This window comes from Streptomyces sp. NPDC096048, assembly GCF_044763415.1.
GTDB lineage: Bacteria > Actinomycetota > Actinomycetes > Streptomycetales > Streptomycetaceae > Streptomyces.
Window position 1 is genome coordinate 381,237 of record NZ_JBIWGG010000006.1, and the last position, 19,313, is coordinate 400,549.

General features: G+C 72.4%; 17 protein-coding genes. 9 read left to right on the forward strand and 8 right to left on the reverse strand.

Translation table 11 applies throughout. The features are described from left to right. Positions 1 to 82 precede the first annotated feature (82 nt). Entirely contained in the window at positions 83 to 871 is a 789-nt protein-coding gene (locus tag ACIQ6R_RS18955; protein WP_404176036.1) for a TetR/AcrR family transcriptional regulator, read from the forward strand. On the opposite strand, the gene ACIQ6R_RS18960 is transcribed toward ACIQ6R_RS18955, so the two are convergent. Further along, positions 845 to 1,828 (reverse strand): WD40 repeat domain-containing protein, encoded by a 984-nt coding sequence (locus tag ACIQ6R_RS18960; RefSeq protein ID WP_404222534.1) that lies wholly within the window; start codon positions 1,826 to 1,828, stop codon positions 845 to 847. The two genes, ACIQ6R_RS18955 and ACIQ6R_RS18960, sit on opposite strands and share 27 nt — an antisense overlap. Positions 1,829 to 1,940: 112 nt before the next feature. Between ACIQ6R_RS18960 and ACIQ6R_RS18965 the strand changes: the two genes are divergently transcribed. After that, entirely contained in the window at positions 1,941 to 2,618 is a 678-nt protein-coding gene (locus tag ACIQ6R_RS18965; protein ID WP_404222535.1) for a GDSL-type esterase/lipase family protein, read from the forward strand. Here the strand turns inward: ACIQ6R_RS18965 and ACIQ6R_RS18970 are convergent. After that, positions 2,603 to 3,358, reverse strand: coding sequence for an aminoglycoside adenylyltransferase family protein (locus ACIQ6R_RS18970; protein ID WP_404222536.1), 756 nt, complete (start codon positions 3,356 to 3,358; stop codon positions 2,603 to 2,605). The genes ACIQ6R_RS18965 and ACIQ6R_RS18970 overlap by 16 nt on opposite strands. A 90-nt stretch (positions 3,359 to 3,448) precedes the next feature. Here ACIQ6R_RS18970 and ACIQ6R_RS18975 point away from each other — a divergent pair, with 90 nt between their 5' ends. Together ACIQ6R_RS18975 and ACIQ6R_RS18980 are read left to right on the forward strand one after the other, a co-directional pair. Next, the gene (locus ACIQ6R_RS18975) at positions 3,449 to 4,036 is read left to right on the forward strand and encodes a Uma2 family endonuclease (RefSeq protein WP_404222537.1); all 588 of its coding nucleotides are present in this window, start codon (positions 3,449 to 3,451) and stop codon (positions 4,034 to 4,036) included. Positions 4,037 to 4,092: 56 nt separating this feature from the next. Beyond that, entirely contained in the window at positions 4,093 to 5,085 is a 993-nt protein-coding gene (locus ACIQ6R_RS18980) for an aldo/keto reductase (protein WP_404176045.1), read from the forward strand. Between the two features lie 142 nt (positions 5,086 to 5,227). Here ACIQ6R_RS18980 and thpR read toward each other — a convergent pair whose 3' ends face one another. Continuing rightward, complete coding sequence (gene thpR, locus ACIQ6R_RS18985) at positions 5,228 to 5,800, reverse strand: RNA 2',3'-cyclic phosphodiesterase (protein WP_404222538.1); 573 nt, start codon at positions 5,798 to 5,800, stop codon at positions 5,228 to 5,230. A 116-nt stretch (positions 5,801 to 5,916) separates the two neighbouring features. Here thpR and ACIQ6R_RS18990 point away from each other — a divergent pair, with 116 nt between their 5' ends. After that, positions 5,917 to 6,504 (forward strand): Uma2 family endonuclease, encoded by a 588-nt coding sequence (locus ACIQ6R_RS18990; RefSeq protein WP_404222539.1) that lies wholly within the window; start codon positions 5,917 to 5,919, stop codon positions 6,502 to 6,504. 11 nt (positions 6,505 to 6,515) lie between these two features. Here ACIQ6R_RS18990 and ACIQ6R_RS18995 read toward each other — a convergent pair whose 3' ends face one another. Both ACIQ6R_RS18995 and ACIQ6R_RS19000 read right to left on the reverse strand, forming a co-directional pair. After that, the gene (locus ACIQ6R_RS18995) at positions 6,516 to 7,877 is read right to left on the reverse strand and encodes an MFS transporter (protein WP_404222540.1); all 1,362 of its coding nucleotides are present in this window, start codon (positions 7,875 to 7,877) and stop codon (positions 6,516 to 6,518) included. Positions 7,878 to 7,904: 27 nt separating this feature from the next. After that, positions 7,905 to 8,342: a MarR family winged helix-turn-helix transcriptional regulator gene (locus ACIQ6R_RS19000; protein ID WP_404176057.1), complete on the reverse strand. Its 438-nt coding sequence runs from the start codon at positions 8,340 to 8,342 to the stop codon at positions 7,905 to 7,907. 156 nt (positions 8,343 to 8,498) lie between these two features. Here ACIQ6R_RS19000 and ACIQ6R_RS19005 point away from each other — a divergent pair, with 156 nt between their 5' ends. Next, positions 8,499 to 8,681 (forward strand): hypothetical protein, encoded by a 183-nt coding sequence (locus tag ACIQ6R_RS19005; protein WP_055417808.1) that lies wholly within the window; start codon positions 8,499 to 8,501, stop codon positions 8,679 to 8,681. A 30-nt stretch (positions 8,682 to 8,711) separates the two neighbouring features. Here ACIQ6R_RS19005 and ACIQ6R_RS19010 read toward each other — a convergent pair whose 3' ends face one another. Further along, positions 8,712 to 10,169, reverse strand: coding sequence for an NCS2 family permease (locus tag ACIQ6R_RS19010; protein ID WP_404176060.1), 1,458 nt, complete (start codon positions 10,167 to 10,169; stop codon positions 8,712 to 8,714). Between the two features lie 180 nt (positions 10,170 to 10,349). Here ACIQ6R_RS19010 and ACIQ6R_RS19015 point away from each other — a divergent pair, with 180 nt between their 5' ends. Continuing rightward, positions 10,350 to 10,607 carry a DUF2530 domain-containing protein gene (locus tag ACIQ6R_RS19015; protein WP_404176063.1) on the forward strand — a complete coding sequence of 86 codons (258 nt, stop codon included), beginning with the start codon at positions 10,350 to 10,352 and terminating at the stop codon, positions 10,605 to 10,607. Between the two features lie 236 nt (positions 10,608 to 10,843). After that, a complete protein-coding gene (locus ACIQ6R_RS19020) occupies positions 10,844 to 13,243 on the forward strand; it encodes an HAD-IC family P-type ATPase (RefSeq protein WP_404222541.1) in 2,400 nt (799 codons plus the stop codon). Positions 13,244 to 13,348: 105 nt separating this feature from the next. Here ACIQ6R_RS19020 and ACIQ6R_RS19025 read toward each other — a convergent pair whose 3' ends face one another. Both ACIQ6R_RS19025 and ACIQ6R_RS19030 read right to left on the reverse strand, forming a co-directional pair. Further along, positions 13,349 to 16,471 (reverse strand): sacsin N-terminal ATP-binding-like domain-containing protein, encoded by a 3,123-nt coding sequence (locus ACIQ6R_RS19025; protein WP_404222542.1) that lies wholly within the window; start codon positions 16,469 to 16,471, stop codon positions 13,349 to 13,351. 166 nt (positions 16,472 to 16,637) lie between these two features. After that, a complete protein-coding gene (locus ACIQ6R_RS19030) occupies positions 16,638 to 17,561 on the reverse strand; it encodes a DUF3027 domain-containing protein (RefSeq protein WP_404222543.1) in 924 nt (307 codons plus the stop codon). Between the two features lie 344 nt (positions 17,562 to 17,905). Between ACIQ6R_RS19030 and ACIQ6R_RS19035 the strand changes: the two genes are divergently transcribed. After that, positions 17,906 to 19,297 carry an MFS transporter gene (locus ACIQ6R_RS19035; RefSeq protein WP_404176075.1) on the forward strand — a complete coding sequence of 464 codons (1,392 nt, stop codon included), beginning with the start codon at positions 17,906 to 17,908 and terminating at the stop codon, positions 19,295 to 19,297. The last annotated feature ends 16 nt before the right edge of the window (positions 19,298 to 19,313 follow it).

The following is a 19,313-nucleotide window of genomic DNA, read 5'->3' on the forward strand; positions in this document are numbered from 1 at the left end:
CTCTCACTCCCTCACTGAGTACACCGTACCCTATTGCGCGTACACCGTACTCAGTTATTGCTCGCGGACTTAGACTGCCCTCATGGCAAGCGGTACGGAGACCAGCGGCAGCGGTGACATCGGCCGCACCCTCGAACTGTTGTGGGACACCGGCAGGCGGCCCAGCCGGGGGCCCAAACCGGGCCTGACGCTGGAGCGGATCGTGGAGGTCGCCGTCGAGGTCGCGGACCGGGACGGGCTGGGCGCGGTCTCGATGCGCCGGATCGCCACGGAGCTGGGCACCGGCACGATGTCCCTGTACCGCTACGTCCCCGGCAAGGGCGAGCTGCTCGACCTGATGCTGGACCGCGTGCAGCGCCCGTCCGAGAACCCCGGCGACTTGGGCGACGGCGGCTGGCGCTCGGCGCTGGAGGCGCTCGGCCGCGCCGCACTCGCCCTCTACCGCCGCCACACGTGGCTGCTGGAGGTCAACCAGTCCCGCCCGGTCCTCGGCCCGAGCGCCCTGGACGGCATGGAGAGGGTCCTCGCCCGGATCAAGCCGATGGGTCTGACCGACCCCGAGCTGATGTCGGTGATCATCATGATCGACGGGTACGTCGTCGGCGCCGCGCGCACGCAGGTGTACGAGGCGGAGGCCGAGCGCCGGTCCGGGCTGACGGACGCGCAGTTCTGGGGGGCCCAGCAGCCCACGCTGGAGAAGGCCATGCTCAGTGGGCGCTACCCGGTCCTGGCCTCCCTGTCCGAGGACACGTTCGGCCCCGGCTTCGACCACTTCGAGTTCGGGTTGCAGCGCATCCTGGACGGGCTGGAGGTGCTGGTGGCCGCGCGGGGCGCGGCGGGCGGTTCAGCGGCGGCGGAAGAGTCGCCGTAGCCCGAGGAACACGGCGGCGCACGCGACGACCAGGCCGACCGCCCCGACCTTGAGGGTGTCGCCGCCGGACCCGTCGTCCCCTCCGGAGCCCGCTCCCGAGGCGTCGGAGCCGCCCCCCGCCGCATCGCCGCCGCCTCCGGGCGCGTCCTCGGCCTTCACGGGGCTGCCGGCGCCCTCCATGCCGAGCAGCAGCTTCTCGCCGTCCGTGGTGTAGGTGACGGACTCCCCCTGCCCGAGCGGCACGCTGATCCGCCCCTTGCGCTGGATCTTCCCGCCGTTCCAGTCGTACCAGATGCCCCCGAGGTAGCCGCGCACGGCGAGCGTCTCGCCGTCCGGGGAGAAGGCGGCGTCGGTGGCCCAGAGGTCGACGGGGGCGGCGCGCCGGAAGACGTTGGTGCCGGAGGCGGAGAGCGTCGCCGGGCCCTCGTACAGGTGCCCGCCGTCCTCGTTCTTGTCGAGGAGGTAGACCCGCCCGGTCTTCGGGTGGACGGCCATCGACTCCGCGTCGCGGGCGCCGTCCGCGTACTTCACGACGTACTGCGTCGCCTTGACCGTCTGGTCCTTCAGCTCCTTGGGCTCGGGCAGCTCGTAGATCCACACGTGGGGCCAGGTGCCGCCGAGGTTGTCGCCGATGTCGCCGACGAAGAGGCGGTTGCCCGGCCCGACGGAGATCGCCTCGACGTCCCGGGGCGTGCCGACGCCGGAGAGCGCGACGCGGGCGACGGTCTCGCCGGTGGCGCCGTCCACGGCGTACAGGTACGGCCCGTTGTCCTGGTCGTTGTGCGTCCAGTAGACGCCGGGGTGCAGGCGGGAGGCGGCGAGGCCGCTGGACTCGGTGATGCGCGGGTCCTTGATCGTGAACCCGTCGCTCCCGTCGTCCCCGTCCGCGGCGGAGGCGGGCACGGCGAACGCGCCCACGAGAAGGGCCGCGGCGAGGAGGGCGAAAGGTCGGCGCATGCGCCAAGCCTGCCATCCCGCACGGGCGTTCACGGCGGGGGTCACGCACGGAGTCACGCTGGGTGGTCGGGCTCACATCGCGCCGGCGAGGCGGATCGTCCATGATGAGCGGATGCTCAGGTTCATGTTCGTCGGTGACTCCATGACGATCGGGAGCGCAGGCGAACACACGTGGCGCTACCGGCTGTGGCAGCACCTGCGCGACTCCTACGGCCGCCCGTTCACCTTCGTCGGCCCCCGCGAGACGCTGCACGACCAGTCGACGGACGCCCCCACCTCGTACGCCTACGCCGACCCCGACTTCCCCCGCGCCCACCTGGCCGGCTGGGGCGAGGGCTGGCACCACATGGCCCCGCTGATCGGCGAGACGGTGCGGACCTGCCGCGCGGACGTGCTCCTGGTCTCGCTCGGCCTGATCGACCTCGGCTTCTACACGAACGCGGAGCAGACGGCCGACAACGTCCGGGCCTTCGTGGCGGCGGCGCGCTCGGCGAACCCGCGCGTCCGCATGGCCGTGATGCCGGTCGTCCCGAACATCCGGGTGGAGGCCGACGAGACCTTCGCCGACCAGGTCACCCGGTTCAACGACCTTCTCGCCGAGACGATCGCCGACCTCGACGACCCGCGCTCCTCGCTGCTGCTCGTCCCGCCGCCCGCGTCGTACGACTTCCACGTGGACACGTACGACGGCACGCACCCCAACGAGAGCGGCGAGCACAGGATCGCGGCGGCGTTCGCGGCGGCCATGGACGAGGAGTGGGGGCTGGGCGGGTCCTACGCCGCCTCGTAGGCCGCCCTGATCGCCCGGACCATGCGGTCGGCACAGGGCCGCACGCCGTCACCCCACCGCTCCTCCCGCTCGTGCCCGAGGTAGCCGGCACGGGCGTGGGCCATCGGCGGCCGGCACTCGGCGGGCAGCCGCCCGAGGGCCCACTCGGCCGCCGCGTCCTTCGACCGGATGTCGCCGGTCACGAGCGTGCTCCAGATCCGGGCGAGGGTGAGCAGCACGTTGCGGGTGTCCGACTCCAGCTCGGCCATGAGCCCCGGCACCCCGGCGACGATCGCCCGCCGCAGGTCCCCGTGCGGGACGGGGTCGAGCAGGGTGGCGGGCGGCGGTCCGTACAGCGGGGCGTCGGCGCGCAGCACCATCGTCAGGAGCGGGGCGAGGTCGGGGTCGTCCTCGGGCTCGGGGACGTGGCCGCGCTCGTAGGCGTCGCGGAGCCACTCGCCGTAGAGGTAGTCGCAGCGGGGCGGGTAGCGCCAGGGCCTGACGTCGTCCCGTGCGACGACGATCAGCTCGACGGGGCGATGCCCTTCGCCGCCGGACAGCTTCGGCAACTCTTCTGTGAGCGTTGCGCGTTGCGCGTGCGTCGTGGGGTGCCGTACGACGACGAGCAGATCGAGGTCACTGTGCGGGCGCAGGCCGCCGAGGGTGGCGGAGCCGTGCGCGTAGACGCCGAGCACGTTGCCGTCGCCGAGGTGGCGCCGGACGAGGGCGACGAGGTGGTCGGTACTGTCCCGCTCTGGCATATGCGCGTCCTCCCGTGTCCCGGTCGCCGTGCGTATCGTTGTAACGCGCGGCTGCACTCGTCGGTGGGGCAGCCGGGGAGGAGCGCCACGATGACCGTCCTTGAAGACAGGATCGCCATGGCCGACGCCAACACGGAATGCTTGGACGAGTGGTTCGAGCGCCTGGAGCGGATGCCCGTCCCCGAAGGATTCAGGGTTGAGATCGTCGGGGGCAACGTCCACATGACACCGCAGCGCGACACGCATTGGGCAATCATCCGCCGGATCGTACGGCCCATCGAGGACCGGTTCGGAATGGACGTCCTGGTCCTTTCGGACGTCCGCATCGACTTCCCGGGCCACGAGAACGGCTTCTGCCCGGACGTGGCCAAACTTCGCGACGGAGCGGAGCGGGACGACACAGGCCACTGGCGCCACGAGGACGTCGAGTTCGTGGCCGAGGTCATCTCCCAGGGCACCGCCGCCAACGACTACGGCCCCAAGAAGCTCGCCTACGCCGCAGCCGAGGTCCCCCTCTACCTCATCGCCGACCCGTACCAGGGCCGCTGCCACATCTTCACGCACCCCAAGGACGGCGACTACACCACCGAGACAAGGGTCGTCTTCGGGGAGGACCTGGACCTCACCGACACCGTCCTCGGCCTCACCCTAAGGACCGGCGCCTTCCCCCGCGACTGACCGAACGACCCGAACCGCTTGCCTGGAGCGCACTCCAAGTCGTTGGCTTGGGGACCATGAAGTACACGCAGCTCGGACGCACGGGACTCAAGGTCAGCCGGCTCGTCCTCGGGACCATGAACTTCGGCCCGCAGACCGACGAGGCCGACAGCCACGCCATCATGGACGCGGCGCTGGACGCAGGCATCAACTTCTTCGACACCGCCAACGTGTACGGCTGGGGTGAGAACAAGGGCCGTACCGAGGAGATCATCGGCAACTGGTTCGCCAAGGGCGGCGACCGGCGCGACCGGACCGTCATCGCCACCAAGGTCTACGGCAACATGGCCGCCGACGGCGAGGCGTGGCCCAACCACGACAAGCTGTCCGCCGTGAACATCCGGCGGGCCGTCGACGCCAGCCTCAAGCGGCTCCGGACGGACCACATCGACCTGTACCAGTTCCACCACATCGACCGCGCCACCGGGTTCGACGAGATCTGGCAGGCCATCGACACCCTGGTCCAGCAGGGCAAGGTGCTGTACGCCGGGTCCTCGAACTTCCCCGGGTACAAGATCGCCCAGGCCAACGAGACCGCCGCCCGGCGCGGCGGCACCATCGGCCTGGTCAGCGAGCAGTGCCTGTACAACCTGGCCGAGCGCCGCGCCGAGATGGAGGTCATCCCGGCCGCGCAGGACTACGGCCTCGGAGTCATCCCGTGGTCGCCGCTGCACGGCGGGCTGCTCGGCGGGGTCCTGAAGAAGGAGGTACAGGGCGGACGGCGCGCCTCCGGGCGGGCGGCCGACGTCCTGGCCGACCCCGCGGGCCGTGCACAGATCCAGGCCTACGAGGACCTGCTCGGCAAGCACGGCATCGAGCCCGGCGAGGCCGCGCTGGCCTGGCTGCTGACCCGGCCCGGCGTGACCGGCCCGATCGTCGGCCCGCGCACCGCGGAGCAGCTCACGTCGGCACTGCGGGCCGTGGAGCTGGAGCTGTCGGACGAGCTGCTGACCGGGCTGGACGAGATCTTCCCGGGGCCGGGGCCGTCGCCGGAGGCGTTCGCCTGGTAGCGGGGTGAGCGGGGCGGCGGCCGCCCCACGGCCTGCTCAGGGCCGCTTATCCGAGCGCCGCCGCCACCGCCACCACGACGAGCATCAGTACGAGTACACCGGCCATGATCCGGTTACGGGTCTTCGGGTCCACGCCCCGAGCCTAACCGGACGCGCCGAGCGGGCTGCGGGCGACCGTCTCGTAACGGGGCTGCTCGCCCGGCACCCCGGACCTCGGCAGGTTGCTGCGCACCAGCGCCAGGTCGGTCACGGTCCAGGCGCGGCTCCGGAAGCCGTCCAGCGCCTCGACGTACGGCCCCACGTCGAACGCCTCCCGGCCGCGGGCCACGGTCAGGTGGGGCGTGTAGCGCCGGTGCTCGCCCATCTCGACGCCCGCCTTGCGCCCCGCCGCCTCCGCCCGGTCCGCGAGCAGCCGCAGGGTCGCCACGTCACCCTCCGCTCCGGCCCACAGCACCCGTCCGTGCCCGAACTGGCCGCCCCCGCGCAGCGCCAGCTCGAAAGGCGCGGTGCGGTGGGCGGCACGCTCCAGGCGTGCCGACAGATCCGGTACGAGGTCGTCGTCCACCTCGCCGTAGAAGGCGAGCGTGAAGTGCCAGCCGGGGCGGCCGGTCCAGCGCGGCCCGTCCGCGCCGGGCAGCTTCCGCAGCGCGGCCACCTCGGCGGCGAGGGCGGCGGTGACGTCCTCGGGGGGCAGTACGGCGGCGAACAGTCTCATGCCGGTCAGTCTCCCCCGGAGAACACGCGTACGTCCGCGCGTGTCCCGGTCACCGTGCGTATCGTTGTACCGCGCGGCTGCACTCGCGTCGGGGGCAGCCGGGGAGGAGCGCCACGATGACCGTCCTTGACGACAGGATCGAGATGGCCGAAGAGAGCACCGGGCTGACTCTGGACGTCATGTTCGAGTGGCTCGAGAAGATGCCCGTCCCCGAGGGATACAAGACCGAGATCGTCGGGGGTCACATCTTCATGACGCCGCAGCGGGACACCCACTGGGACATCATCGCGGACATCTACGACCAGCTGCGAACCAAGTATCCACGCAAGCGCGTGAAGTCCGACGTCCGTATGGACTACCCGGGGTATCTCAACGGCTTCGCGTCCGACGTCGTGGCCTTGGCCGAAGGGGCCCGGAAGGACGACAAGGGCCATTGGCGCCCCGAGGACGTCGAGTTCGTGGCGGAGGTCGTCTCCCGGAGCACGGCGGGCAACGACCACGGCCCCAAGAAGGACGCCTATGCCGCCGCCGACGTCCCGGTGTATCTGATCGTGGACCCGTATGCCGGGGAGTGGCACCTGCACACCCTGCCGAAGGACGGCACGTACCACGCCGCCGTGAGCTTCGGCTTCGGCGAGGACATCGACCTGACCGGCACCGTCGTCGGCCTCACCCTCCAGACCGACGACTTCCCCCGCGACTGACGCCGGGGCCGCTACGCCGCCGGCGCCAGCTCCTCACGCCGTTCGCGTGGCACGAAGCGCACCTGCGGGTGCCCCCGGTGCCAGCCGACCGTCAGGCGCAGGTTGCCGACGCGGGCCAGGACCAGGCCGATGACGAGCGCGGCGGTGGCGGCGACCGCGCCGCCCGCGGCGAAGCCCACCCGGGCACCGTACGTGTCCGTGACCCAGCCGACGATCGGGGCGCCGACCGGGGAGCCGCCGAGGAAGACCATCATGTACAGGGCCATGACGCGGCCCCGCATGGCCGGGTCGGTGGACATCTGGATGCTGGTGTTGGCGGTGACGTTGACCGTCATGCTGAAGACGCCTATCGGGACCATCAGCAGCGCGAACAGCCACAGCTCGGGTGCCGTCGCCGCGACCATCTCCAGGGCGCCGAAGGCCAGCGCCGCCGCGATCAGCACCCGCAGCCGGGCCGTGCCGCGCCGGGCGGCGAGCAGGGCGCCGGCGACCGAGCCGACGGCCATGAGGGTGTTGAAGAGGCTGTAGGCGCCCGCGCCCGCGTCGAAGACGTCGTCGGCGAAGGCGGACAGGAAGACCGGGAAGTTGAAGCCGAAGGTGCCGATGAAGCCGACCAGCACGATGGTCCAGATCAGCTCGGGGCGCCCGGCGACGTAGTGCAGGCCCTCGCGCAGCTGTCCCTTGCCGCGCGGGGCACGCTGGACGGCGTGCAGTTCGCGGGCGCGCATCAGCAGCAGGCAGCTCAGCGGCGCGACGAAGGACAGGCCGTTGGCGAGGAACGCCCAGCCGGTGCCCACTCCGGTGATCATCAGACCGGCGACGGCGGGGCCGATCAGGCGGGCGGACTGGAAGTTGGCCGAGTTGAGGCTGACCGCGTTCTGGAGCTGGTCGCGGCCGACCAGCTCGGCGACGAAGGACTGGCGGGCCGGGTTGTCGACGACGGTCGCCAGGCCCATCGCGAAGGCGGCGACGTAGACGTGCCAGACCTGGACGTGTCCGGTGAGGGTGAGCACGGCGAGGAAGAGCGCGGTGACGGCCATCGACGACTGGGTGACCAGCAGCGTGGGGCGCTTGCGCAGGCGGTCGACGAGGACGCCGCCGTAGAGGCCGAAGAGCAGCATCGGCAGGAACTGGAGAGCCGTGGTGATGCCGACGGCCGCCGAGGAGCCGGTGAGGCTGAGCACCAGCCAGTCCTGGGCGATGCGCTGCATCCAGGTGCCGATGTTGGAGACGACCTGGCCCAGGAAGAACAGGCGGTAGTTCCGGACCCGGAGGGAGGCGAACATCGAGGTCTTGCGAGCGGCGTCGGGGGTGGGCGGGTCGTCGTGTCCGTCAGGTGCGGGGGCGGAAGCTGCTCCGGGTCCCGTACTCAAAAGGGTTCGCCTCCTCGCGGTTGCTCTCTACCGGTGTGCGAGCTTCTCCAGCACGGGGGCGGCGGCGCGCAGTTTCGCCCACTCGTCCTCGTCGAGTCCCTCGACCAGCGTGGCCAGGAACGCGTTCCGCTTGCGGCGGCTCTCCTCGAGCATCACCACGGCCCGCTCGGTCTGCGTCACGACCTTCTGGCGCCGGTCCTCGGGGTGCGGCTCCAGCCGGACCAGCCCCTTCGCCTCCAGCAGCGCCACGATGCGGGTCATCGAGGGCGGCTGGACGTGTTCCTTGCGGGCGAGTTCGCCCGGGGTCGCGCTGCCGCAGTTGGACAGGGTGCCCAGCACCGACATCTCGGTGGGACTGAGCGACTCGTCGACCCGCTGGTGCTTGAGGCGACGGGACAACCGCATCACGGCTGAGCGCAGGGAGTTCACGGCGGCGGCGTCGTCGCCATGCTTGAGGTCCGGCATGTTCCTTAGCGTAACTCATTAGGCTAGCGAAATACCACTGCTCACCCGCCCGCGTGCCCGTGACACCCGCCACGGAAACCCGGACTTCACCCGTACGAGTGAGCTGTTTCCGGAAATCGGAGCATCACCCGGTCGGTGGGGGTGACCCTCGTGCACATGGGGACCAGCGTGCTCAGCCTGCGGATGGACGGGGAGCTGCTCGACCGGCTCCGGCACCATGCGGCGAAAAGGGGAATGAGCGTCCAGGACTATGTCGTCCGGACGCTCATTCGGGATGACTTCGACGAGCGGTTCCAGTCCGCCGTGGAGGAGACGGAACGGTTCTACGGGGTCACGTGAGACCCACCGGTCGGGCGCTGATCACGCCGCTCACGTGAGCCCCAGGGCCGGCATCAGGTAGTAGAAGGCGAACACCGCCGACACCACGTACATCGTGACCGGGACCTCCCGGCCCCGTCCGGCCGCCAGGCGCAGCACCGAGAAGGTGATGAAGCCCATGCCGATGCCGTTGGTGATCGAATAGGTGAACGGCATCATCAGCATCGTCACGAAGGCCGGGACGGCGATCGTGAAGTCGGACCAGTCGATCTCCCGGATCGAGCCGGCCAGGATCAGGAAGCCGACCGCCACCAGCGCCGGAGTGGCCGCCTGGGACGGGACCATCGTGGCGACCGGCGTGAGGAACAGCGCCATGGCGAACAGCGCGCCGGAGACGATGTTCGCGAAGCCGGTGCGCGCGCCCTCGCCGACGCCCGCCGTGGACTCCACGAAGCAGGTCGTGGCCGAGGCGGAGCTGGCACCGCCCGTGGCGACCGCGACGCCGTCGACGAAGAGGACCTTGTTGATGCCCGGCATCTGGCCCTGGGCGTCGGTGAGCTTCGCCTCGTCGCTGACGGCCATGATCGTGCCCATCGCGTCGAAGAAGCACGACAGCAGCACGGTGAAGACGAACAGCACGCCGGTCAGGAGGCCGACCTTCTCGAAACCGCCGAACAGGCTGACCTCGCCGACCAGACCGAAGTCGGGGGTGGCGACGGGGTTGCCGGGCCACTCCGGGGTGGTCAGACCCCAGGAGGGGATGTCGGCGACCGCGTTGATGATCATCGCGAGCACGGTCATCACGACGATCGAGATCAGGATCGCGCCGGGGGTCCTGCGGACGATCAGCGCCAGGGTGAGCAGCACACCGAGGGCGAAGACCAGCACCGGCCAGCCGAGCAGGTGCCCGCCGGTGCCCAGCTGGAGGGGGACGGTGGTCTGGGCGGCGTCCGGCATCCGGGTGACGAACCCGGAGTCGACCAGGCCGATCAGCATGATGAACAGGCCGATACCGATGGCGATGGCCTTGCGCAGGCCGTAGGGCACGGCGTTCATCACGCGCTCACGCAGGCCGGTGGCGACCAGCAGCATGACGATGAAACCGGCCAGCACCACCATGCCCATGGCGTCCGGCCAGGACATCCGGGGGGCTAGCTGGAGGGCGACGACGGAGTTCACGCCGAGGCCGGCGGCGAGCGCGATCGGGACATTGCCGATGACGCCCATCAGGAGCGTGGTGAACGCCGCCGTCAGGGCGGTCGCGGTGACCAGCTGACCGTTGTCGAGCTGGTTGCCGTACATGTCCTTCGCGCTGCCCAGGATGATCGGGTTCAGCACGATGATGTAGGCCATCGCGAAGAAGGTGGCGAAACCGCCGCGGATCTCACGGGGCAGCGTGCTGCCGCGCTCGGAGATCCGGAAGTAGCGGTCGAGGCCGTTCTGCGGGGGCCGCCTGTCTTCGGGCGACTCGGGGGACGGGGGGACCTTGGCGGAGGCCGAGGTAGGCATGCGAGGACCTCATCACCAACAGGTTCCCCCACGGCCTTATTGGTGTTTCCTACGAATGAAAGCGGTCAGAGACAAACGGGTTCAGTATGAACGTATGAGCCCCGGAGCGCTATCTCCGCGCGTAGACCCCGGTGGTGCGGTCCGGTGAACACGCGGTCGGCCTCCTCGTAAGCTGTACGCATGAAGAAGTGGACACCCACGCACGAGGCGCCGGCGCCCCTGGAGGGCCCCGTGGTTCCGACCATCGTCGGCGGCACCGTCCTCTGGTTCGTCCTCTTCCTCGTGCAGCTGCCCTTCTACGGCTGGTTCGACGACCACGGGCACACCTGGTGGGTGTGGACCTGCCTGGCCGGCGCCGGGCTCGGACTGATCGGCATCTGGTACGTGCGGGGGCGCGACGCCGCGCTCAAGCGGGCCGCGACGGACGACACCGCCTGACACCCCTGCCCAGCCACCAGAGCTGCCCCAGCCGCCCGAGCTGCCCCAGTCGCCCGAGCCGCCCGAGTCGGCTGCCGAGCCGCACCTGCTCCGACCCGATCACGCGCCCGGGTCCGACCTGCCTGCGCGCCCCGTAGTACCAGGGCATCACGGGCCGGATCAGCCGCTCCTACCCGGGTCGGATCTTCCCCGCGTTCGGCGGGTGAAGCCGTAAATCCGCCCTTACCGTCGAACGCATGACGCATCTCGACGCGGACGACCGACTCGACCCGGCGGACCCCGCGCACACCCCTTCGCCGACGACCGGCCTGACCGCCGCCGGGGTCGCCGAACGGGTCGCGCGCGGTCAGGTCAACGACGTACCGGTGCGCAGCAGCCGCTCACTGGCCGACATCGTCCGCGCCAACGTCTTCACCCGGTTCAACGCGATCATCGGCGTGCTGTGGGTGATCATGCTGTTCGTCGCGCCGATCCAGGACAGCCTGTTCGGCTTCGTGATCCTCGCCAACACCGGCATCGGCATCATCCAGGAGTGGCGGGCGAAGAAGACCCTCGACTCCCTGGCGCTGATCGGCGAGGTCCGCCCGACCGTACGCCGGGACGGGACGGCCGCCGAGGTCAGCACCTCGGAGATCGTGCTGGACGACGTCATCGAGATCGGGCCCGGGGACAAGGTCGTCGTCGACGGGGTGTGCGTCGAGGCGGACGGGCTGGAGATCGACGAGTCCCTGCTCACCGGCGAGGCCGACCCGGTGGTCAAGCAGCCGGGGGACCAGGTCATGTCCGGCAGCTTCGTGGTCGCGGGCGGCGGCGCGTTCCGGGCGACCAAGGTGGGGCGCGAGGCATACGCCGCACAGCTCGCCGAGGAGGCCTCCCGCTTCACCCTGGTCCAGTCCGAGCTGCGCTCCGGCATCTCCACGATCCTGAAGTACGTCACCTGGATGATGGTCCCCACCGCGATCGGCCTGATCCTCAGCCAGCTGGTCGCCAAGGACAACGAGCTGGACGACTCCATCGCGCGGACGGTCGGCGGCATCGTCCCCATGGTCCCGGAGGGCCTGGTCCTGCTCACCTCCGTCGCCTTCGCGATCGGCGTCATCCGGCTCGGCCGCAAGCAGTGCCTCGTCCAGGAACTGCCCGCCATCGAGGGCCTGGCCCGCGTCGACACCGTCTGCCTGGACAAGACCGGCACCCTCACCGAGGGCGGCATGGACGTCACCGAGCTGCGCCCGCTCGACGGCGCCGACGAGCGTCACGTCCGCACGGTGCTCGGCGCCCTCGGCGCGTCCGACCCGCGCCCGAACGCCTCCCTCCAGGCGATCATCGACGCCTACCCGGTCGCCGAAACCGAGGGCCGGCGCCGCGCCGCGTCCCTGCCCTTCTCCTCCGCCCGGAAGTACAGCGGCGCCACCCTCGTCGAGGACGACGGCGCCGCCGGCACGTGGCTGCTGGGCGCGCCGGACGTGCTGCTGGCCGAGGAGGACCCCGCGCTCGCCGAGACCGCACGGCTCAACGAGCGGGGGCTGCGCGTGCTGCTGCTCGCCCGCGCCGCCCGCGACCTGGACGACCCCGGCGTGGCCGAGGACGTCACGCCCACCGCACTGGTCGTCCTGGAGCAGCGGCTGCGCCCGGACGCCGCCGACACCCTGCGCTACTTCGCCGACCAGGACGTCCGCGCCAAGGTCATCTCCGGTGACAACGCGGTGTCGGTCGGCGCGGTGGCCGCCAAGCTCGGGCTGTCCGGCGCCACCGTGGACGCGCGCCGGCTGCCCGCCGGGCGGGAGGAGATGGCCGAGGCGCTCGACGGGGGGACCGTGTTCGGGCGGGTCACCCCGCAGCAGAAGCGGGACATGGTGGGCGCCCTCCAGTCGCGCGGCCACACGGTCGCGATGACCGGCGACGGCGTGAACGACGTCCTGGCGCTCAAGGACGCCGACATCGGTGTGGCGATGGGCTCCGGATCGGAGGCCACCCGGGCGGTCGCGCAGATCGTGCTGCTCGACAACAGCTTCGCCACGCTGCCCTCGGTGGTGGCCGAGGGCCGCCGGGTCATCGGCAACATCACCCGGGTCGCGACCCTGTTCCTGGTGAAGACCGTGTACTCGGTGCTGCTGGCGATCCTGGTGGTCTGCTCACAGGTCGAGTACCCGTTCCTGCCCCGCCACCTCACCCTGCTCTCCACGCTCACCATCGGCGTCCCCGCCTTCTTCCTGGCCCTCGCCCCGAACAAGGAACGGGCCCAGCCCCACTTCGTACGGCGCGTGATGCGGTACGCGATCCCGGGCGGGGTACTGGCCGGGGCGGCGACCTTCACGACGTACCTCGTCGCCCGGCAGCACTACTCCGGGCCGGGCGCGCTGGACGCGGAGACCAGCGCGGCGACGCTGACGCTGTTCCTGATCTCGATGTGGGTGCTGGCGATCATCGCGCGGCCCTACACGTGGTGGCGGGTGGCGCTGGTGGCGACGATGGGACTGGGCTTCGTGGTGGTGCTGGCGGTGCCGTGGCTCCAGGACTTCTTCGCGCTGAAGCTGGTGGGGGTGACGATGCCGTGGACTGCCGTCGGCATCGCGGTGGCGGCGGCGGGCCTGCTGGAGCTGACCTGGAGGTGGGTGGACCGGCGCCTTCCGGCGTAGCGGTCCGTGGTTCGCCGCGGGCCCGTTGTGGCCGGCCGCGCCCACGCCGTGGAGCCGCATGCCGTACACCGCCCCGCGCCCCCTTCGGGGCGCGATGCACCCCCGTCAGTCGAACCAGCGGTCCCGCGCCAGCTCCTCCGTGCGCGACTCGTCCTCCAGCAGCGCCGCGACCTCGAAGCGGCGGGGCCACTGACCGGCCGCCCAGGCCAGCCCCGCCGCCACCCCCTCCAGCGTCGCGGCGTGCAACGCCCCGTCGGCCGTCAGCCGCCAGTCGATCTCCACACCGTCGACGACCAGCTCCTCGTGCTCCACGTACGACGCCGGGGTCCGCGCCCCGAGCAGCGTCCGCACCGGCTCCGGTACGTCGTGCTCGGCACCCTCGGAGTCCACCTCGCCGGTGACGGACTCGCTCAGCCGCCGCACCTGGAACAGCTCCGCCAGCTCGGCGGCCCGGGACGGCCGTACGGGCAGCAGCGGTACGCCCGACGTGAAGGGCAGCAGGTCCGGCGAGTCGACGACCACGGCGTCGGCGGCGTCCACCACCTCCACCCGGCCGTCGACCACGGCCCGCACCTCGTCCGGCAGGGTGACCTGATCCGGGTCCAGCTCGGCCAGCGCGCCGTACAGGGCGTGCAGCTGGGCGGCCGTGACCGGGCGGTCGGGGTCGGCGAGGCGGTCCAGCAACTCCGCCGCGCCGCCGGGTTCGTCGAGCAGGGCGGCCACCGACGTCCGTACGCCCAGCGCCCGCAGCACCTGCTCGTCCTCGAAGCCGGTGGCGTCGGCCTCGTCGTACAGGCCCCGCAGCAGCGGGTCGCCGCCCGCCGCGCGCAGACCCGCCGGGCGCCGCCCGCCGAGCACCGGGTGCCCGCGCAGCCACCACGCGGTGTACGGCCGTACGACCTCGTGGGTGCCGTCGGGCAGGAGCACGCGCACGGACTGGACGAGCGCGTCGCGCAGCGGGGGCCGCGACAGCAGGGCGAGGGCCTCGGGCCACCGGTCGTCGTCCACGAGGTCCAGGTCGCGCACGGCGACGATCTCGGTGGCGACCGGCGGGACGGTGCTGTCCGGGAAGCGGTCGAGGATGTCCTCGCTCCACACGTCCACGGCGTCCAGCAGACCCGCGTCGTCCGGTTCGGCGAAGTCGCCCTCGCGGGGCTCCAGTTCGTCCGGGTCGAGCACGACGTCGGTGGCGCGGACGAGGGCGAAGGTGACGAGCACCCCGCAGGCGGCCAGGGGCTCCGGCCCCCACTTCTCGGCCAGCTCCGCGTCCACGGAGGCGAGTTCGTCCTCGCGCATGACCTGGGCGAACGGGCCGCCGGGGAAGACGAGTTCGCCCGCCGGGGAGAGTTCTCCGTCCTCGTCGGGCAGGGCCAGCGCACCGAGCCAGGGCTCGTCCCCCGGGTCGAGTCCGGCGTCGCGGACCAGACCGAGGACGGTGTCGGCCAGTTCGTCGGCGTCGAGGACGTCCTCCTCCCAGTTCGTGCCGCCGTCGTCCTCCAGGGAGGCGGCGACGGCGGCCCGGACCTGCGGGGTGGTGAGCACGGCACGCGGGGTGGCCGGGAGGGCACCGAGCTTCTCCAGCAGCCCGTGGGCGGCGTCCGGGTGGGCGACCTTCAGACCGAGGCGGGTGAGGACCTCCGGGTCGAGGGAGGCGGCCGCCCCGGAGGGCAGCAGCACCTGCCGGGGGCCGATGGTGGTGCGTCCGTCGGCGAGGGGCACGGGCAGCCCGGACAGCCGGTCGGGGTCGACCCCGGCGAGGCTGTCGTAGAGCCGCCGCCACCAGTCGGGGGCCTTCTCCAGACCCGCCAGCCGGTCGATCGCGTCGGTCAGCGGCACCCGGGCCACGCCCAGCGTGCGCAGTTCCGCCCGGCGTTCGAGTCCGGCGGGCAGCAGGGTCGGCAGCACCTCGGCGAGGACCCGCACGGTGTCGGCGCCCGCGCCCTCCACCACTTCGGCGTCGCGGGGCCGCAGGGACTCGGGCAGGTCGGGGTCGTCCTCGCGCGGTCCGGCGGCGGGCGGCAGGAAGGAGGTGCGCGGCAGCCGTTCGAGGATCGCCTGCCGCAGCGCGCCGTCCAGCTCGCCCTTGCCCAGCGGGCCTGGCACCAGGTCGATGAGGCCGGCCGTCACCGGCCGCCAGTCGGCGAGGAGCCCGGCGTAGGCGTCCGCGGCCCGTTCCGTCAGGAAGTCGGTCAGCGGGCCGCGCGCGGCGTGCCGGCGGGTGGAGTCCAGCGGGAAGGACGCGATGAGCAGCGCGGGCACGCCGAGGGGCTCGTCACTGGGCGTCGGCGCGTGGACGAAGGGGCTGGTGCGGGGGCGTTCGGGGCCGCCGTCCGCGTCCACGGGCACCGCCCACGTCACCGACCAGTGGGGGCGCAGCCGCTCCTCCACCGGCCGGTCGGCGAGGAGGTCGGGGGTGAGGGGGCCGTGCGCGGCGACGGTGCGCCAACGGGTGACGCCCTCCCGGGAGTCGTCCACCACGGTCAGGACGCCCTCGGTACGGCGGCCCAGGGTGCGCACGTCGTCCGCCACCTCGACCACGACCTCCTCCAGCCCCGGCAGGGCGAGGAGCAGGGCGTCGTCCACCGCGTGCAGGAGCCGTTCGGCGAGGTCGGCGGCGGCCGTGTCGCGCAGCGGGAGGATAACGGCCGTGTCGTACGGGCCGGGGGCGGTGCCCTCGGCCGGGAACGGCAGCCGCAGCAGCGGGACGTGCCCGTCGCGCCGCCGGATCTCGTCCCCCAGGCCGGGACTGTGCAGGGCGGTGTCGGCGGCCAGGCCCCGGGCCTCGACCAGGGACCAGCGCACACCGCCGTGCCGGCCGACGACGGCGGGCTCGTCGGTGACGGCCAGGACGGCGGCGAAGCCGACCCCGAACCGGCCTACCGCGCTGTCCCCGGCGTCCCGCTTGGCCGAGGCCCGCAGCGTGGACAGCGACTCGACACCGGCCGCGTCCAGCGGGGCGCCGGTGTTGGCGGCGACCAGGACACCGTCCCGCAGAGTGAGACGGAGCCGGCCGGGCACACCGGCCCGTGCGGCGGCGTCGGCGGCGTTCTGCGCCAGCTCGACGACCAGCCGGTCGCGGTAGCCGCCGAGGACGAGGTCCTCCTCCGCGTTGGCGTCCTCACGGAACCGGGCCGGGCTCGTGGCCCAGGCGTCCAGCACACCGCGCCGCAGACGCGCCGTACCGAACGGATCCGCGCCCTCGGCGGCAGGCCGCACGAACATGCTCACGGTGACTCTCCTCTTCGACGGACCATGAAGGTACCGCCCCGGCACTCACCCGTTGGAACGCCGACCGGCACCATCAGCCCGTCCGGCGCCGGAGGACGAGGGCGACAAGGCCGAAGCGGGGTCCGGGGGCGCGGCCCCCGGGAGCCCGGCCGCAAGCCCGCGCGCGCTACGAGTGCCCCAGCTCCGCCGACGCCTCGTCCTCGGCCGCCGGAACGGACCCGGAGTCCGCCGCCGGCCGCAGCGGGAACGGATCGACCCGCGTCTCGTCGATCACCGGCGGAGCCACCCGCGGCGGCTTCGGCATGACCGCGGCCTCGGAGTGCCCGCCGCACCCGTAGGCCAGCGACACCACCCGTCCGTCCGCCGGGGAGAACTCGTTGGCGCACACCCCGAAGGCCTGCCCCAGCGAGCCGCCGATACGGGCCAGGAAGCCGCAGCTCACGCAGGACGCGGGGGCCGCCTGGGCCATCGCGGTCTTGGGACCGAATTCGTCCTCCCAGCGGTCCGCGGCGATATGCAGGCCGTACCGGGACAGGACCCGGGTGCGGCGCAGGCCCAGTTCCTCGGCGACGGCCGAGATCGTGCCGCGGGCCGGGACGGCCGACAGCTCGGCGGGTCCGGCCGTGACCTCGGCGTCCTCCGCCTCCGCCAGTTCGGCCATCTCGTGGGAGACGGCGGAGTTCGGCGGCGGCTCGTCCTCGCCGGTCCAGCCGGGCTCCAGCCGGAGGTCCTCCGCGTCGGTGGGCAGCAGGTCGCCGGGGCCCATGTCGCCGGGGCGCAGCCGTTCGCTCCACGGCACCCACTCGGGGGCGAGGAGCGCGTCCGGGCCGGGCAGCAGTACCGCCTCGTCCACCGTGACGATCTTGGCGCGGGAGGCGCGGGCCACGGTCACGGCCCAGCGCCAGCCGCGGTATCCCAGCTCCTTGCAGGCGAAGTGGTGCGTGACGACCCGGTCGCCCTCCGACACCATGCCCTCGTGCTCGCCGACGACGCCTGGTGCGGCGGCCTCCTCGGCTGCGGCGCGGGCGAGGTCGACGGCCTCGGCGCACAGACGGTCAGGGGTGCGGCTTCGCGTTGTCGCTGCGCTCACAGGTATCGCTTCTCTCCATACGCCGTCTCACGAGTGCGCCGCTGCCTGCGAGGGGCGGACGGAGCGGACCTGTGGACCGCGTCGACGTCCGCGCCCGATCGCGCTCGGGCACACCTACGTCATCCATTCTGCGGGATGGCCGTAAGGCGCGCGGCCGAGAACGTTCGCCACGGCGCGCTAGGCACGCTACCTGCTCATGTGCGCTGGGCCTACACCGACGGGAGTTTCGGCCGGGTAAGGTCCCGCGTTCCCCGGTGCCGCCGGGGCCGGTGTCACCCGACTCGATCACCGCCATCCGTGCCGTATCGACGCTATAGTCCCCGCTCTCGGGGCACTATGACGGGGTGGCAGCCGCGCGGACAGAGTTCAAGGGCGGGAGCCGGAGGCGCGGCCCCGGCTCCCGGTTCCGTGCGGTCGGCCGCGCCCTGCGCCTGCCGGTGACCGGGACCGCGCGCGGCATCCGCAAGGCGACGCACGCGCACGGCGCGGGCGAGTCCGGCCTCGGCAAGCTGATCGAGCTGCACGGGGTGAACGGCGCCGGCGACGTCATGATCACGGTCGCCCTCGCCTCCACCGTCTTCTTCTCCGTCCCCACCGACGAGGCGCGCGGCCGGGTCGCGCTCTACCTGGCCATCACCATGGCGCCCTTCACGCTCCTCGCGCCGGTGATCGGCCCGCTCCTGGACCGGCTGCCGCACGGCCGCCGCGCGGCGATGGCGGCCGCCATGGGCGCCCGGGCGCTGCTCGCGCTGGTGCTGTCCGGGGCGGTGATCAGCGGCAGCATCGAGATGTATCCGGCCGCGCTCGGCGTGCTGGTCGCCTCGAAGGCGTACGGCGTGGTGAGAAGCGCGGTGGTGCCCCGGCTGCTGCCGCCGCGCTTCTCCCTGGTGAGGGCGAACTCGCGGGTCACGCTGTGCGGGCTGCTCGCCACCGGCGTCGCCGCGCCGATCGCGGCGGGGCTCCAGCAGGTCGGGCCGCGCTGGCCGCTGTACGGCGCCTTCGTGATCTTCGTGGCGGGCACCGTCCTGTCGTTCACGCTGCCGCCGAAGGTGGACTCGGCGCGCGGCGAGGACCGGGCGCTGCTCGCGGCGGACGAGCGGCATCTGCACGGCCCGCACCGCAAGCCGGTCAAGCGGCCCGGGCTGCGCACGGTGGGCCCGGCGGTGACGCACGCGCTGGCCGCCAACGCCGGCATCCGCTGCCTGTCCGGCTTCCTGATCTTCTTCCTGGCCTTCCTGCTGCGCGTGCATCCGCTGTCCGGGCAGAGCGCGGCCGTGTCGCTGGGGATCGTGGGCGTCGCCGCCGGTACGGGCAACGCGCTGGGCACGGCGGTCGGGGCGTGGCTGCGGTCCCGGGCGCCGGAGATCATCATCGTGACGGTCGTCGCGATCGTGCTGGGCGCGGCGGTCACGGCCGCGGTGTTCTTCAGCACCGTCCTGGTGGCGTGCCTGGCCGCGGTCGCCGGGTTCGCGCAGGCGCTGGCCAAGCTGTCCCTGGACGCGCTGATCCAGCGGGACGTGCCCGAGCAGGTCCGCACGTCGGCGTTCGCGCGCTCCGAGACGCTGCTCCAGGTCGCCTGGGTGTTCGGCGGCGCGGTGGGCATCGTGCTGCCGCTGAACGGCACCCTGGGCCTGTCGGTGGCCGCCGCGATCATCGCCGCCGGGTGGCTGACGACCGTACGGGGCCTGATCGGCTCGGCCCGGCACGGGGGACCGGCGCGGGCGAGGGTGGCGTGACCACGCCACGCCGTAC

Excerpts from the sequence above, each read along its gene's own strand:
- ACIQ6R_RS18975 (WP_404222537.1), top strand. The coding sequence starts at position 3,449 with ATGACCGTCCTTGAAGACAGGATCGCCATGGCCGACGCCAACACGGAA.
- ACIQ6R_RS18955 (WP_404176036.1), top strand. The coding sequence starts at position 83 with ATGGCAAGCGGTACGGAGACCAGCGGCAGCGGTGACATCGGCCGCACC.
- ACIQ6R_RS18960 (WP_404222534.1), bottom strand. The coding sequence starts at position 1,828 with ATGCGCCGACCTTTCGCCCTCCTCGCCGCGGCCCTTCTCGTGGGCGCG.
- ACIQ6R_RS18970 (WP_404222536.1), bottom strand. The coding sequence starts at position 3,358 with ATGCCAGAGCGGGACAGTACCGACCACCTCGTCGCCCTCGTCCGGCGC.
- ACIQ6R_RS19020 (WP_404222541.1), top strand. The coding sequence starts at position 10,844 with ATGACGCATCTCGACGCGGACGACCGACTCGACCCGGCGGACCCCGCG.
- ACIQ6R_RS18990 (WP_404222539.1), top strand. The coding sequence starts at position 5,917 with ATGACCGTCCTTGACGACAGGATCGAGATGGCCGAAGAGAGCACCGGG.
- ACIQ6R_RS18965 (WP_404222535.1), top strand. The coding sequence starts at position 1,941 with ATGCTCAGGTTCATGTTCGTCGGTGACTCCATGACGATCGGGAGCGCA.
- thpR (WP_404222538.1), bottom strand. The coding sequence starts at position 5,800 with ATGAGACTGTTCGCCGCCGTACTGCCCCCCGAGGACGTCACCGCCGCC.
- ACIQ6R_RS19015 (WP_404176063.1), top strand. The coding sequence starts at position 10,350 with ATGAAGAAGTGGACACCCACGCACGAGGCGCCGGCGCCCCTGGAGGGC.
- ACIQ6R_RS19000 (WP_404176057.1), bottom strand. The coding sequence starts at position 8,342 with ATGCCGGACCTCAAGCATGGCGACGACGCCGCCGCCGTGAACTCCCTG.
- ACIQ6R_RS18980 (WP_404176045.1), top strand. The coding sequence starts at position 4,093 with ATGAAGTACACGCAGCTCGGACGCACGGGACTCAAGGTCAGCCGGCTC.
- ACIQ6R_RS19005 (WP_055417808.1), top strand. The coding sequence starts at position 8,499 with ATGGGGACCAGCGTGCTCAGCCTGCGGATGGACGGGGAGCTGCTCGAC.
- ACIQ6R_RS19010 (WP_404176060.1), bottom strand. The coding sequence starts at position 10,169 with ATGCCTACCTCGGCCTCCGCCAAGGTCCCCCCGTCCCCCGAGTCGCCC.